Below are 13990 nucleotides of genomic sequence, written 5' to 3'. Positions count from 1 at the left end.
AGCTAATGAATTTGACTATGACAGCGTTAATACGAAAATTCATCAGCTATTTAGCCATTTATACATTGCTAATAATTTCATTCATGCTGTTTGTGACGGTATCTGGCTACTATTTGTTTATCTTTGACTGGCCGGCAGATTTCCCGCGAATCGCAATGCATGCATTTCTATGCGCTGGACTTAATGCATTAGCGATAGGGATATACGTTGTCGCAGAAAAACGGAAAGAGAAAAATTAGTATTTTACGCGGACTGATGCGCTGCGGATCCTATGGCAAAGGATATTAAGGTGAAACGTTTCTGTTTTTTCCTCGTATTTATGACCTCTTATGTGTGTGCCGGAAATAACTATCCTGATTTTTATCATCAGCAAACATACCGGCAGGTTTTAAAAGATTTAGTTCTGGCGCGATGCCTCGCGCAGGTGGCAGATAAAGGCAGCCAGTTTTCTGCTGATGCGGCCCGCAGTGCGAGTGCATTCATTGAGTGGATACCTTTTGATGCCGAAAATGGCACTGATAAAGTGGATGCCCTCATCGGAAAATATAAAAATCAAATTAACGGTTTTCATTCAGAGCGAAAACCCGATGTCAAAGGCGTAACCTTAAACTGTTTACGTCTTTATCATAGCGATGAGCTGAACAAACTGGTTCCGCAGGTCATCATAGGCGATCCTGAACGTACCTGGATTCAGGATAATCCGCAGTAGCAAAAGACTTCACATTCTTTCCGTTCATTCAGGGAGAATGTAAGACTGTCAAATGACACGGGTCATTTGATATGAGGCAGAGGTAAAATATGGACGGTTTTATTCAGCCCCATGCTTTCCTGTTTGCCATATAAGTGCTTTTTCGAAAGCAATATTGTTCATCCACGAAGAGTAGATATTATGGCTATTGATATGTTTCTGAAGGTCGAGGGTGTTACGGGCGAATCTAAAGATTCTAACCACACCGGCTGGACTGATATTACCTCCTTCTCCTGGGGCGCTTCCCAGCCAGGTAATATGAGCGTTGGCGGTGGCGGCGGTGCCGGTAAAGTTAACTTTAACGACCTGCACGTTAACGCGCTGATCGACAAATCCACCACCGCTATCCTGAAACACTGCGCCAGCGGTAAACACCTGACCAAAGTCGAACTGTCCGTTTGTAAAGCGGGCGGCCAGCAGGTGGAATACTCCCGCATTACGCTGGAAGATGTGCTGGTGACCTCTGTTCAGTACACCGGTGCAGACAACGGCGATACCGTTGGTGTGACCTACGCATTCCAGGCTGCGAAAGTGAAACAGCAGTACTGGGAGCAGACCACGTCGGGTGGTAAAGGTGCTGAAAGCAGCGCTGGCTGGAACATCAAAGAAAACAAAGAAGCATAATTGCGTATGTGGCCGGGGAGTTTTCCCCGGTCATTATGGTTGCTTCACTATTCGGCGTGTATTTGCGATGGAAAGAGCGTTAACGTTAATACCCATTGTATTATCATGTAGCGCCTGCATATCCCACCCTGCTCAGTTTCAGAGTTTAACTGTTAAGGTGGAAAAAAATGCCCCCTGTTTTGGCGTTTCGAATGACACTGAACCAGGTGAGGCTGTGTTAGTTTATGAACCCTCGATATCTCGACGTGTAGGTAACGAATGGGAAAGCATCTTCTCTCCAGGAGCATTTCCTTCCAGCCGCTTTTTGAAATCTGAAGAGTGCCTACGCTGGGATAAAGTAGACTGGCAGTCAGGGGAGTATGATGTGGTATTACAATCGAGAAATCACAATACTATTTTTCGATATGCTACTCGCTTTATTCTAAGTGTAAGTTCCAGAGGCGAATTATCGCTGGCTAGAATAGAATAGAAGCGTTTTCAAATGTTGATGTCTTTAAGGAAGTGTCAACCTTTGGATATTAATTCAACTCCGCTTTTATTTAAATGGGTATGCTTATTTGTGAGCGCTTTTGCAAAAAACAAAGGGAATGAATATGGCTAACCAATCATTAGTTAATCCGGGATATTGTATTGTTCAGCAACCCGGAACCCTGGATTTCCAGACAAGGCTTTTATTCAACGATCCAAATAGTGATGCTGCGCGTTATTTCATGAAGGTTAATAGTGATGTGCAGTGGTCAAAACCTGGGCAGATGTTGATTCTTGGTGCTCCGGGAAGTAATAATTCTGTGCAGCTTAAGCAATTACAGCTTGCTAAAAAGAAAGTCAATGGTGCTCTGGCCGATCTTAACTCTGGAGAAGCGAATTTCTTTAATCAACATTTTAGTACCATTGCTGCTGTCACTAATTTTATGGATAAGTCCCTTGGTGTCGTTGCTGATGCAGGCGAAAAATATTTTAGCGAAATAGAAAAAAATCTTAAATCCATTGAGTTGGCTTACCAGAATCAGTACAGAGCACAAGGGACATTGATAAGCCAACAGTTTTTTGTTGAGCGTCAGCGCCTCTTTTCTGAGTTGGATGGTTTATTGAACAAATTGTCCCGACTGACCTTAAAGATGAAACCCTATAACGAATTGAAGCATGCATTAGGCTTGTCAAGCAGATCCATTGTACATGAATGGAGTACAGCCGGAGTCGCTTCTATTCGTGGTTATTCAACTTATATCGATAATGCCTCTAAGGCTGCTCGTTTTCTTAAAGCGGGAGGGTGGCTTGCAATAGGTTTTGCAGGTGCAAATACCACTAATGAAGTTTACAATGCCTGCACCGCGGGACGAGAGCAGAGTTGCTCTAAAGTCGCTGTGAAAAAATACAGCAGCTTTGGTGCAAGCCTGGCAGGGGGTATTTACGGTGGTAAATACGGAGCCATGGCAGGTGCTGGTGTATGCGTTGCGCTTGGTGTTGCGACGGGGGGCGCAGGACTGCTCGCTTGCTCCATTGTCGGGGCTGCTGCAGGAGGATACGTTGGTGGCGAGATAGCGGGCGGAGCGACTGAGTATATGATGGATAAAATATGGTGAATATAGAGAACTTACTATTACTACTTATCGTGGTTTTATTGCTGATTGTTGTAATTATGGACCTGCGCAGTTCTCGTTATTTCAAAAAACACGAGGCTGATTATAATCAGTTACTTTCAGACTATCGGCACAAGGGATATGATCTGGATCTTGTAACCGACTATGCTTCTTTTTTTGGTTCTCTGGCCAATTATCAAAAAATAATTTGGTTTGTTCGCCTTTATAAAGGCGTTAAAATGAAATTTACGCGTGAACGGCTTGTTCAGGAAGATGCTTATAAATATGTACAGTCGTTACCAGAAGAAAAAATTGGTTGGATACTAAAGTTACATCGCCGTTATAAGTTACAGGCGTTAATATTCACTCTATGGCTCATTGTTGGATTATATTTTATCATCTTCATTAAATAGTTTTGATATTCAATTTCTCAAACGCCGCCGTTCTCGCTCCGAGAGCGGCAGCGTTTGAGCGCTAATCATACCAGCAGGAATACGCCATGCGATTCACGATTATTTCTACGAAACCCGGTCATCAGCCGCCGCAAAGCAGCTGTGATTTTTACGCCCCGGGCGGCACCATTGGGCGCGGTACGGATAACAATCTGGTGTTGCCGGACAATGACCGCACCATCTCTCGTCTGCAGGCCATTGTTCACGTTGACGCCCAGGGCGAATGCCGCGTGACCAACCGTGGCAGCGTCACCCGCGTGGTATTAAATGACATTCCGCTGGAGCGGGGACGTCAGGTTGAGCTGCAGGATGGCGATATTCTCGGTATTGATGACTACCGTATTGAAGTGACCGAACTGATCCACGATACGCAGCCCGTAAGCCGCATGGCGGCCAGCCTGCACCAGCAGGCGCGTCCGACGGTCGCCCCTGCGCCAGCGCAGCAGCCGAAACCGGCGAATGCCGCACCGCGCGGGAAAACCGAGCCGACCGCCGTGCCAACGGAGATCTGGGATAGCCTGATGCAGGAGTTCTCCATCTCCGACAGCATCTCCAGTAACCGCACAAAGCCGCAGCCTGCTGCATCGCACGATCCGTTCTCCCAGCCTGCGGCTCCGGAGCGTAACGCCGAAGATCCGCTGGCGATGTTCAACGACAGCGATCCGACGCTCGAGCGTAAGCATGTTGATCCGGATACGCTGTTCAGCGATGAAGCGTTGTTCAAAAAAGAGAGTATTTTTGACGACGTCACCCCGTCAACCCTGGTGCCGCCGGGCGAGACGAGCCCCGTTAAGCCAGAAGAAGAGGCGACGGACGAGCTCGATCCGCTGGCCCTGTTTGGCGGTAAAGCCAGCGCGCCAGCCGCGCGCAATGACGACCCGCTCGGGCTGATGGGCGGCGCGCCGTTAACCCATCCGGATGACATTATCAACGAGAAGCCTGCTCCCGTGCCGGAACCTGAGCAGGAAGAGGACGTGCTGGCCGATTCCCCGCTGTTCGCCCCTGAGCCGCAGGAAGAACCGCGTGCTGAAGAAGAACCCGCGCGACCGGATTACGCAGGCTTCACCATGCCAACGCCACAGGCCGTTGCGCGCAGCAGCGCGCAGGCCCCGAAGGGCCGCCTGCGCATCGACCCGGTCAATAACGCCGCCTCGCCAACCGCCACGGCAAACAGCGGTGAGAAGGGTGAAGTGCTGCAGGGCGAGCTGCTGGAGGCGCTGCTGGAAGGCATGGGGCTCAGCGAAATGCAGCCCGTTCCGCAGTTTGACCGTGAAAATATGCGTCAGCTGGGGCAGATCCTCGGTATGTTCTCTCAGGGGACCGTGGCGCTGCTCTCCTCGCGCTCTATCCTCAAGCGCGGCGTAAAAGCCGACATGACCATGGTGCTGGACGATGCCAACAACCCGTTCAAGCTGTTGCCGACCGGCAAAACCGTATTAATCCAAATGTTCGGCACCCCGATGCCGGGCTTTATGCCACCAACCAAATCCGTGCGCGATGCGCTGATCGATCTGCAGGCGCACCAGCTGGGTATGATCTCCGGCATCCGCGCCATCATTGCCGCGATGCTGCAGTCCTTTAACCCGGAGCAGCTGGAAGAGCAGGCGAAGCAGAACGGCATGACCTCGCGTCTGGCGCTGCCGGGCAGCCGCAAAGCCGCCCTGTGGGACTACTTTGTTCGCAGCTATGGCGAGACGGCGGGCGAGATTGAGGACGACTTCCACACCCTGTTCGGCGAGGCCTTCCTTCATGCCTATGACATGGAGGTCAATCAGTACAAAGACTCACAGAGCGGATCGGAAGACAAATGAATATCGCAACGGCTTCTCTCTCCCGCCAGGGGACGCGCGCCAGCAACCAGGATCAGACGGGAGAAACCATAGGGGAACGTTCAGCCTGCTTTGTCGTCTGCGACGGCATCGCGGGGCTGCCGGGCGGCGAGGTGGCCGCCGCGCTGGCCCGCAACAGCATTATCTCCCGCTTCGATGGCGACAAACATCTTAATGCGCAGCACATCCGCGACTACGTGCAGACGGCGAATCGCACCATTCTCAGCGAACAGCAGGCCGTTCAGGACTATCGCCGGATGGGCACGACGCTGGTCAGCCTGTTCATTGACCGTGATTACGGGCTGGCCTACTGGGCGCATGCCGGAGACAGCCGCCTGTACCTGTTCCGCCGCGGATGGCTGTGGCATGTGACCACCGACCACAGCCTGGTGCAGCAGATGAAAGATGCCGGACACCAGACCGACAACCTGAACAGCAATCTGCTCTATCTGGCGCTCGGGATTGAAAACGGCGGGCCGGAAGCGAGCTACAGCGACGTGGTGCAGGTTGAAGACGGCGATGCATTCTTACTCTGCACCGACGGATTCTGGCACGGCGTCAGCGAAGAGCAAATGAAGCAGTCGCTGCACATGGTGAATACGCCGCAGGAGTGGCTCACCTTAATGAACCAAATCATTCAAAAGAATGGCGAGCAGGAGGGGAATGCTCAGGATAACTATACTGCCCTGGCGGTATGGATGGGCAACCCTCAGGACACCACTTTGCTGCACACCCTCTCTGACGCAGCACAATTTCTTCCCTGCGGAACTGATTAGACACACAAGGAACGATATGAAACTTTGGCTATCGGGTTTGGCACTTCTGGCGGCGACCTCCACCGCGCAGGCTGAAAATTTCCGCATCGTGCAGTCTCCTGCGCAGAAGCTGGATATCTGGATCGACAACATCAAAGACAACACGCCGCAGAGCTGGTGTAAGCCTGAGGTGGCGCTGCGTATTGTGGCGAACGGCAAGAAAGACGTCTCCGTGCTGGAGAACTTTGTGCCACGTCTTGGCTCACTGCTGGAACACCAGTGCAGCAAAGTGAATAAACTCAGCTGGACGCTCAACGATCCGGCGGGTACCACGCTGGCACAGGGCACGGCAGGCAAAGCGCAGGACTGGGCGCTGGTGGTGAAACAGGAGCAGGCCGCGTCTGCCGCGACCGTCACCGCGACCCCAGCCAGCGGCGCGTTACTGCCGCCCGACCAGAACGTGGCTTCCCGCACCGTTGCCGCCGACCGTACGCCGTGGCAGGAGTTTACGCTTCAGGACGGCTGCCACCTGCGCACATTCTGGGAAGGGGGCGCTTCTGCACCGGCGCTCTTTATTCCGGATTCTGACACCACCCGCTGCGGGAACGGCAGCTGGCTGAGCGGACACACCGTTGTGTCGCAGTCCCGCAACGGTGGGCAGAAAGAGATGGCGGTAACATACATTCATGGCTTCCCGGTCACCGGGCTGAATCAAAGCGCCGACCCGGAAAACGCGCTGATCACCTCCGTCAACAAAGAGCGCATGGTATTCAGCACTCCAAACAGCGACCAGAGCTGGATGATCCTGCCTTACGACAACGCCCTGAACAGCTGGAAGAGCAACGGCACGGTCGCGGTGGAGATTTCCCGTGAAACCGCCAGCGATGATGCAAAACTGCAGGCGCGTATCGCGGCGGTGAAAAAAACCTGGAGCGCCTGGGTGGCACCCGGCACCCCGCTGAATATCGTTCTGATTGACACCCTGCGTCCTCAGCTGCGCGATCCGGCCGTCGGCGCATGGCGCGCGGCAAATTAAGGAATGGCAATGAATACGCTCTATCAACACCTGGCGGGTGAGTCGCTTAACGACGCGCTCGCGCGTCTGGAAGCAGAAATCAAAGCCCGTCCGGCAGATGCCGACCTCCGCGCCGCGTTCGTGCAGTTTTTAACCCTGAGCGGCAACTGGACGCGTGCCCTGACCCAGCTGAAAAGCTGGCTGGCGTTGAAGCCGCAGGCGAAGCCCACCGTCACGCTGCTGGAGCAGTCCATTCAGGGCGAGCTGCAGCGCGCGCAGGTGATGGCGGGACAGGCGCGTCCGGCGATGCCTGAAACCCAGTGGCCGTGGCTGACCACCCTTGCCGCGGCGCTGAGCGAGGAGGGCGAGCGCGCGCAGGCGCTGCGTCTGGAAGCCCTTGAACAGGCGCAGGCAAACCCTGGTAGTGTCACCCTTGAAAACGAGGAGACGCAGGCCTTTGACTGGCTGATGGACGGCGATGCCCGTCTCGGCCCGGTGTGCGAAACCATCGTCAACGGCCGCTATTTCTGGCTGCCGTTTAACGCCATCGCGGAGATCCGTTTCCAGGCGCCTGCCAGCGTCACCGATCTGGTCTGGCGTCACGCGCTGGTGCGCCTGACCGACGGAACGGAACAGGTGTGTCAGATCCCGGCGCGTTACCCGTTTGCAGCCGATGCCTCCGATGCGGTCAAACTGGGGCGCACCACCGACTGGCACCCGCTCGATACTGACGGCACGCTGTATGAAGGCCAGGGCCAGAAGGCCTGGCTGAGCGAGCAAAGCGAAAGCCCGCTGCTGTCCTTGAGCCTCGTGACGTTAGCGACGGATGGAGCCGATGAGTAATCCCGCTGGCGAAGGCGATCTGCTGCGCAGCGGCTGGCAAGCCCGCAGCAAGCAGGAGAAGGTGGGGGCGCGCGACAAAATGCAGCCTTCGCTGCTCGATCGCCTCACCGATAACGATCCGGAAAAAAAGCGCGAGTCGGCCAACAGCAATCTGATCACCCACGCCGCCCTGCGTCGCAATGTGCTGCGGGATCTGCAGTGGCTGTTTAATACCATCAACCACGATGCCTCCGGTGATTTGAGCGCGTTACCGCACGTGAGCCGCTCGGTGGTTAACTTCGGCGTCGCGCCGCTGGCCGGGAAAAGAATGTCGGACATCGAATGGCACGACATTCAGCGCAAGCTCACCGAGGCCATCATTAATTTTGAACCACGCATTTTGCCGCAGGGGCTGCAGGTCCGCTGCGTGTCGGATACCTCCTCGCTGGATCTGCACAACGTGCTCTCCATCGAGATAAAAGGGCGTTTATGGTGTGTGCCGTACCCGCTGGAGTTTCTGTTTCGTACCGATGTCGATCTGGAAAACGGCCATTTTGAACTGAAAGATGCGGGGTAATCATGGAAAGTAAACTGCTCGAATACTACAACCGTGAGCTGGCCTACCTGCGCGAAATGGGGGCCGAGTTTGCCGAACGCTACCCTAAAGTCGCCGGACGGCTGGGCATGCGCGGCATCGACGTGGCGGACCCGTATACCGAACGCCTGATGGAAGGGTTCGCCTTCCTGACCTCCCGCGTGCAGATGAAAATGGACGCGGAGTTTCCGCGCTTCTCCCAGCGTCTGCTGGAGATGATTGCGCCGAACTATCTTGCGCCCACGCCGTCGATGGCGATTGCGGAGATTCAGCCCGACAGCAGCCGGGGCGACCTGAGCAAGGGATTCATTGTGCCGCGCGGTACCATGATGGACAGCCTGGCGCTGAAAAAAACCGGCGTGACCTGCAGCTATACCACGGCGCACGAAGTCAACCTGCTGCCGCTGAAAATCGACAAGGTCGAGTTGGGCGGTGTCCCCGCCGATTTGCCGCTCGCACAGCTGGGTCTGAGCCAGCGGGGGATCGGCAGCGCCCTGCGGATCCGCATCGCCTGCGACGGCCCGCAAAATCTCGGGCACCTGGATTTCGACCGACTGGAATTTTTCCTCGCCGGTCCGGATATCGAGGCGCTGAAGCTGCTGGAGCTGGTGATGGAGCACCACGCCGGGATTGTCTGTCAGACGGTCAGCCCGCAGCCGCAGCGACAGCTGCTGGCGTCGGACGCGCTGCGTCAGGAGGGCTTTGAGCCTGACCAGGCGCTGCTTCCGGACGATCTGCGCAACTTTGACGGCTATCGTCTGCTGCAGGAGTATTTCGCCTTTCCGGCCCGATTCCGGTTCATCAGCCTCAGCGGCCTGAGCACGCTGATCCAGCGCTGTGAAGGTGAGAAAGCCTTCGACATCTTCATCCTGCTGGATAAGTCGGATGAACAGCTGGAGCGCGTGGTCGATGCCAGCCACCTGGCGCTGCACTGCACCCCGGTCATCAACCTGTTCCCAAAGGTCGCGGCGCGTCAGAAGCTGAATGAAGGCCAGCATGAATACCATCTGGTGGTCGATAACATCCGTCCGCTGGATTATGAGATTTACGCGGTCAAAAAAATCTATGGCAGCGCGGATGGTCAGCGCGATGACCAGACGTTTCGCCCGTTCTGGAGTACCTGGAGCGGCGATGCGGGCAACTACGGAGCCTATTTTTCCCTGCGCCGTGAACAGCGCGTGCTGTCCGAGCATGCCCTGCGCTACGGCACCCGTACCGGCTATATCGGCTCGGAGGTCTTTGTCTCGCTGGTGGATGAACAGCACGCCCCCTGGCAGGAAAACCTGCGCTATATCTCTGCCGAGGTGCTCTGCACCAGCCGCGACCTGCCGCTGATGCTGCAGCAGGAGCTCGGGCAGTTCATTATGGCGGACTCCATGCCGGTGAAATCCCTCACGCTGCGTAAAGGGCCGACGCCCCCGCGTCCGGCGCTGGCGGAAGGGTTCAGCACCTGGCGGCTTATCAGCCAGCTGCAGATGAACTACCTGAGCCTGATGGACAGTGACAATGAGGAGGGGGCTGCCGCGCTGCGCCAGCTGTTAGGACTGTACGCTAACCTGGCCGAAACGCCCGTTGCGCGTCAGGTGGAAGGCGTTCGTCACTGCGTGCTGGAGCCGGTTCACCGCCGCGTGCCTGAACCCGGCCCGGTGGTGTTCGCCCGCGGGATCGGCATTACCCTGACGGTGGATGAGCGAGCCTTTTCGGGGGCCAGTCCGTGGCTCTTCGGCAGCGTGATGGAGCGTCTTTTTGCCCGCCTGGTCTCTATCAATAGCTTTACGGAGTTCTCCCTGAAGAGTCAGCAGCGCGGCGAGATTGGCTACTGGGCGCCGCGCATGGGTAAAAGGGCGCTGATATGAGTGACGCCGCCACTGTACCGCTGCGCGTGCATCGCCTGACGAAGCTGCCGGATGCGTTCTGGCACGGCGTCCGTGAGACGCCCTGGCGCTACGATCTGTTTCAGCTGTTAAGGCGCATTGATGCCCAGGGCGGCGAGCGCTACCCGCTGGGCCGCGCGCCGCTGCCAAAATTTGAACCGCTGCGCATCGGCCAGCAGCCGTCGATGAGTTTTGCTCCGTCGACGCTGGCCAGGGTGCGTCAGCGGGAAGAGAGCGGGCTGCATGAGGTGTCTATCCTCAGCTTCGGCCTGTTTGGCCCGAACGGCCCGCTGCCTGTCCACATGACCGAGTACGCCCGCGAGCGTATTTATCATCATCAGGACACCAGCCTGAGCGCGTTTGCCGATCTGTTCCACCATCGTCTGGCGCTGCTGTTTTACCGCGCCTGGGCGGATGCGCAGCCCACCGTCTCGCTGGACCGCGCCGATAACAAGCGCTTTGAGGGCTATCTGGCGTCGCTGATTGGGATGGGCCAGCCGGGTCAGATGGACAACGGCAGCCTGAGCGCGCACGCGCGCTTTACCCACGCCGGGCACCTGACCCGTCATGGGCGGGATCCGGAGGGGCTGGAGAAGATCCTGCGCAGCTATTTTCAGGCGCCGGTCAAACTGGTCAGCAACGTGCCGCAGTGGATGCCGCTCTCCACGCGCGAGCAAGCGCAGCTGGGAGCAGGACGCCGCATGCCGCGCATGGGTGAATCCGCCTTTCTCGGCGTCGCCGTCCGCGACGTGCAGCATAAGTTTCGCATCGAGATTGGCCCGCTGAGCGCGGAGGAGTACAACCGCTTTCTGCCGGGTGAAGCGTGGGTCACCGAGCTGCGCGACTGGGTGCGTCAGTACGCCGGAGTGGAGTTTGAATGGGAAACGCGGGTGATCCTGCGCGCAGACGCGGTGCTGGGCGCCACGCTCGGCGGTCATGCGCGATTAGGCTATAACACCTGGCTGGGCCTTCAGCCGCAGCCTGTCCCGCGCGGCGATCTGGTGTATCGCGCAGAGCGGTAATCCTTCCGTATACCGAATCATTGTTAATGGAAACTAACATGTCAGAAATTAGCCGTGCCGTGCTTTTCGGCAAACTGGATACGCTGTTATTTACCTCTCTGGAAAGCGCCACTGCGTTCTGCAAGCTGCGCGGCAACCCCTATGTTGAGCTGGTGCACTGGCTGCATCAGCTGATGCAGCAGCAGGATGGCGATCTGCAGCAGGTCATCCGCCACTTTGCCCTTGATGAACAGCAGCTGACGCGCGATATCGTTGCCGCGCTAGATGTGCTCCCGCGCGGGGCGAGTTCCGTTTCCGATCTCTCCGAGCATATCGACAGCGCTGTGGAGCGCGCATGGGTGTTCGGCTCGCTGAAGTTTGGCGTCAGCCGCATTCGCGGCGGCCATTTGCTGATCGGCATGCTGAAAACCTGGAATCTGGCCAACGTGCTGAAAAGCATTTCGGCGCAGTTTACCCGCCTTAACGTCGAGGTATTGATTGAGCAGTTCGATACCATCTGCGCCAACAGTAAAGAGACACAGCAGGCCGCTGCTGCCGTCGATGCACCGGCGGGTGCGGTACCGGCTGCGCAGGGGACGCTGGCCCAGTACGGCCAGGACCTGACCGCCCGTGCCCGCGACGGGAAGATTGACCCGGTTGTCGGGCGCGACGAAGAGATCCGCCAGATGGTCGATATCCTGATGCGCCGTCGTCAGAACAACCCGCTGCTGACCGGGGAAGCCGGGGTCGGCAAAACGGCGGTGGTGGAAGGTCTGGCGCTGCGTATCGCCGACGGCGACGTGCCGGAGCCGCTGCAGAACATTCAGCTGTGGCTGCTGGATATCGGCATGCTGCAGGCCGGTGCAGGCATGAAAGGCGAGTTTGAAGCCCGTCTGCAGGCGCTCATTAACGAAGTCCAGTCCAGCGCCACGCCGATCATTCTGTTTATCGATGAGATCCACACCCTGATTGGCGCAGGTGGCCAGCAGGGGACCGGCGATGCGGCGAACCTGCTGAAGCCCGCGCTGGCGCGCGGCCAGCTGCGCACCATCGGCGCCACCACCTGGGCGGAATACAAAAAGTACATTGAGAAAGATCCGGCGCTGACCCGTCGTTTCCAGACGGTGCAGGTGCACGAGCCGGACGAAGCGAAAGCCATCCTGATGCTGCGCAGCACCGTGTCGCCGCTGGAGACGCACCACCAGGTGTTGCTGCTCGACGAAGCGGTCAGCGCGGCGGTGAAGCTGTCGCATCGCTACATTCCGGCGCGTCAGCTGCCGGACAAAGCCGTGGCCCTGCTCGACACCGCCTGCGCCCGCGTCGCGGTCAGCCAGAGCGCACCGCCGGCGCAGCTGGAAGACTGCCTGCGCCATCTTGCCGCGCTGGATGTGGAAATTGAGATTGCCGAACGCGAAGCGCGCGTGGGGGCCGGTGATGCCGAGCGCGTCACGGCATTACGCGCCGAACGCGACGCGTATGAGACAAAACGCGCAGCCCTGGCCGAGCGCTGGGAAGAAGAACGCAGCCTGGTGCAGGAGATTATCCGCCTGCGCGCCGCGCTGTTCGCGGCGGGCGAGGAAGATACCGCTGAGCTGCGCGGCAAGCTGGCGGAACAGCAGCAGGCGCTGAACGCCTTACAGGGTGACGAGCCGCTGCTGTTTGCCGCGGTGGATGAAAACGTGGTTGCCGCGGTGGTCTCTGACTGGACCGGGATCCCGCTGGGCCGGATGGTGAAAAACGAGATCGACGCGGTACTCAACCTTGCCGACACGCTAAACCAGCGCGTTATCGGCCAGCGTCACGGTCTGGATCTGATTGCCCGCCGCGTGAAAACCTCGCGGGCTAAGCTCGACGACCCGAACAAACCGGTGGGCGTCTTTATGCTGTGCGGCCCATCCGGCGTCGGTAAAACCGAAACCGCGCTGGCGCTCGCCGAATCTCTGTACGGCGGCGAGCAGAACGTCATCACCATCAACATGAGCGAGTTCCAGGAAGCGCACACCGTCTCCACCTTAAAAGGTGCGCCTCCAGGGTACGTAGGGTATGGTGAAGGCGGGGTTTTAACCGAGGCCGTCCGCCGCCGTCCATACAGCGTGGTGCTGCTGGACGAAATTGAGAAAGCGCACCCTGATGTCCACGAAATCTTCTTCCAGGTCTTTGATAAAGGCTGGATGGAGGACGGCGAGGGACGCCACATTGATTTCCGCAATACCATCATTATTCTGACCTCCAACGTCGGCACTGAGCTGATTAGCGCCATGTGCGCCGATCCGGAGTTGATGCCGGAGCCGGACGCGTTAAGCGGTGCCCTGCGCCAGCCGCTGCTGGAGGTCTTCCCACCGGCGTTGCTGGGCCGCCTGCTGGTGGTGCCGTATTACCCGCTCAGCGACGAGATGCTGGGGCAGATTGTTCGCCTGCAGCTCAGGCGCATTCAGCGTCGTCTGGAAGAGAATCACAGCATTATTTCTGAGTTTGACGACAGCGTGGTGGAACAAATTGTTCAGCGCTGTACCGAGGTGGAGTCGGGTGGACGCATGGTGGATGCTATTCTGACCAACACCCTGCTGCCCCAGATGAGCCAGATCTTACTTACCGCCAGCCGCAGCGACGAACAGTACCGACGTCTGCACGTCACCTGCGAGCAGGGCGAGTTTCACTGTCAGTTTGCCGCGTAATAATCATCAAGAGAACTGTA

12 protein-coding genes are annotated in these 13990 nt (G+C 57.2%); all 12 read left to right on the top strand.

The features are described 5' to 3' along the window. The first annotated feature begins 319 nt into the window (after positions 1-319). The 12 genes from LJA86_RS09170 (at position 320) to tssH (ending at position 13970) form a co-directional block, all read left to right on the top strand. Positions 320-709, top strand: a complete 390-nt coding sequence (locus LJA86_RS09170; protein ID WP_048224474.1) for a T6SS amidase immunity protein Tai4 family protein — start codon at positions 320-322, stop codon at positions 707-709. Positions 710-889: 180 nt separating this feature from the next. Further along, positions 890-1372, top strand: coding sequence for an Hcp family type VI secretion system effector (locus LJA86_RS09165; RefSeq protein WP_008502640.1), 483 nt, complete (start codon positions 890-892; stop codon positions 1370-1372). 593 nt (positions 1373-1965) lie between these two features. Beyond that, the gene (locus LJA86_RS09160) at positions 1966-2955 is read left to right on the top strand and encodes a hypothetical protein (RefSeq protein WP_069719021.1); all 990 of its coding nucleotides are present in this window, start codon (positions 1966-1968) and stop codon (positions 2953-2955) included. Then, the gene (locus tag LJA86_RS09155; RefSeq protein ID WP_083261442.1) at positions 2949-3365 is read left to right on the top strand and encodes a hypothetical protein; all 417 of its coding nucleotides are present in this window, start codon (positions 2949-2951) and stop codon (positions 3363-3365) included. The genes LJA86_RS09160 and LJA86_RS09155 overlap by 7 nt, the downstream gene beginning before the upstream one ends. A gap of 86 nt (positions 3366-3451) precedes the next feature. Further along, positions 3452-5215 (top strand): type VI secretion system-associated FHA domain protein TagH, encoded by a 1764-nt coding sequence (tagH, locus tag LJA86_RS09150; protein WP_229226047.1) that lies wholly within the window; start codon positions 3452-3454, stop codon positions 5213-5215. After that, a complete protein-coding gene (locus LJA86_RS09145) occupies positions 5212-6009 on the top strand; it encodes a PP2C family protein-serine/threonine phosphatase (RefSeq protein WP_008502637.1) in 798 nt (265 codons plus the stop codon). Before tagH ends, LJA86_RS09145 begins: the two co-directional genes overlap by 4 nt. Positions 6010-6025: 16 nt before the next feature. Next, positions 6026-7024: a hypothetical protein gene (locus LJA86_RS09140; protein ID WP_048029471.1), complete on the top strand. Its 999-nt coding sequence runs from the start codon at positions 6026-6028 to the stop codon at positions 7022-7024. A 9-nt stretch (positions 7025-7033) separates the two neighbouring features. Then, positions 7034-7846: a type VI secretion system accessory protein TagJ gene (locus LJA86_RS09135; protein ID WP_229226046.1), complete on the top strand. Its 813-nt coding sequence runs from the start codon at positions 7034-7036 to the stop codon at positions 7844-7846. Continuing rightward, a complete protein-coding gene (gene tssE / locus LJA86_RS09130; RefSeq protein ID WP_024909842.1) occupies positions 7839-8402 on the top strand; it encodes a type VI secretion system baseplate subunit TssE in 564 nt (187 codons plus the stop codon). The genes LJA86_RS09135 and tssE overlap by 8 nt, the downstream gene beginning before the upstream one ends. Before the next feature lie 2 nt (positions 8403-8404). After that, on the top strand, positions 8405-10276 hold the full coding sequence (gene tssF, locus LJA86_RS09125; protein WP_048029473.1) for a type VI secretion system baseplate subunit TssF: 1872 nt from the start codon (positions 8405-8407) through the stop codon (positions 10274-10276). Then, complete coding sequence (tssG, locus tag LJA86_RS09120) at positions 10273-11316, top strand: type VI secretion system baseplate subunit TssG (RefSeq protein WP_229226045.1); 1044 nt, start codon at positions 10273-10275, stop codon at positions 11314-11316. Before tssF ends, tssG begins: the two co-directional genes overlap by 4 nt. Positions 11317-11354: 38 nt before the next feature. Continuing rightward, on the top strand, positions 11355-13970 hold the full coding sequence (gene tssH, locus LJA86_RS09115; RefSeq protein ID WP_229226044.1) for a type VI secretion system ATPase TssH: 2616 nt from the start codon (positions 11355-11357) through the stop codon (positions 13968-13970). Positions 13971-13990 lie beyond the last annotated feature (20 nt).

It is taken from the genome of Enterobacter sp. TCD1-1 (assembly GCF_020567405.1).
Taxonomy (GTDB): domain Bacteria; phylum Pseudomonadota; class Gammaproteobacteria; order Enterobacterales; family Enterobacteriaceae; genus Enterobacter; species Enterobacter quasiroggenkampii.
This window is presented reverse-complemented; position numbering and strand designations above follow the sequence as displayed.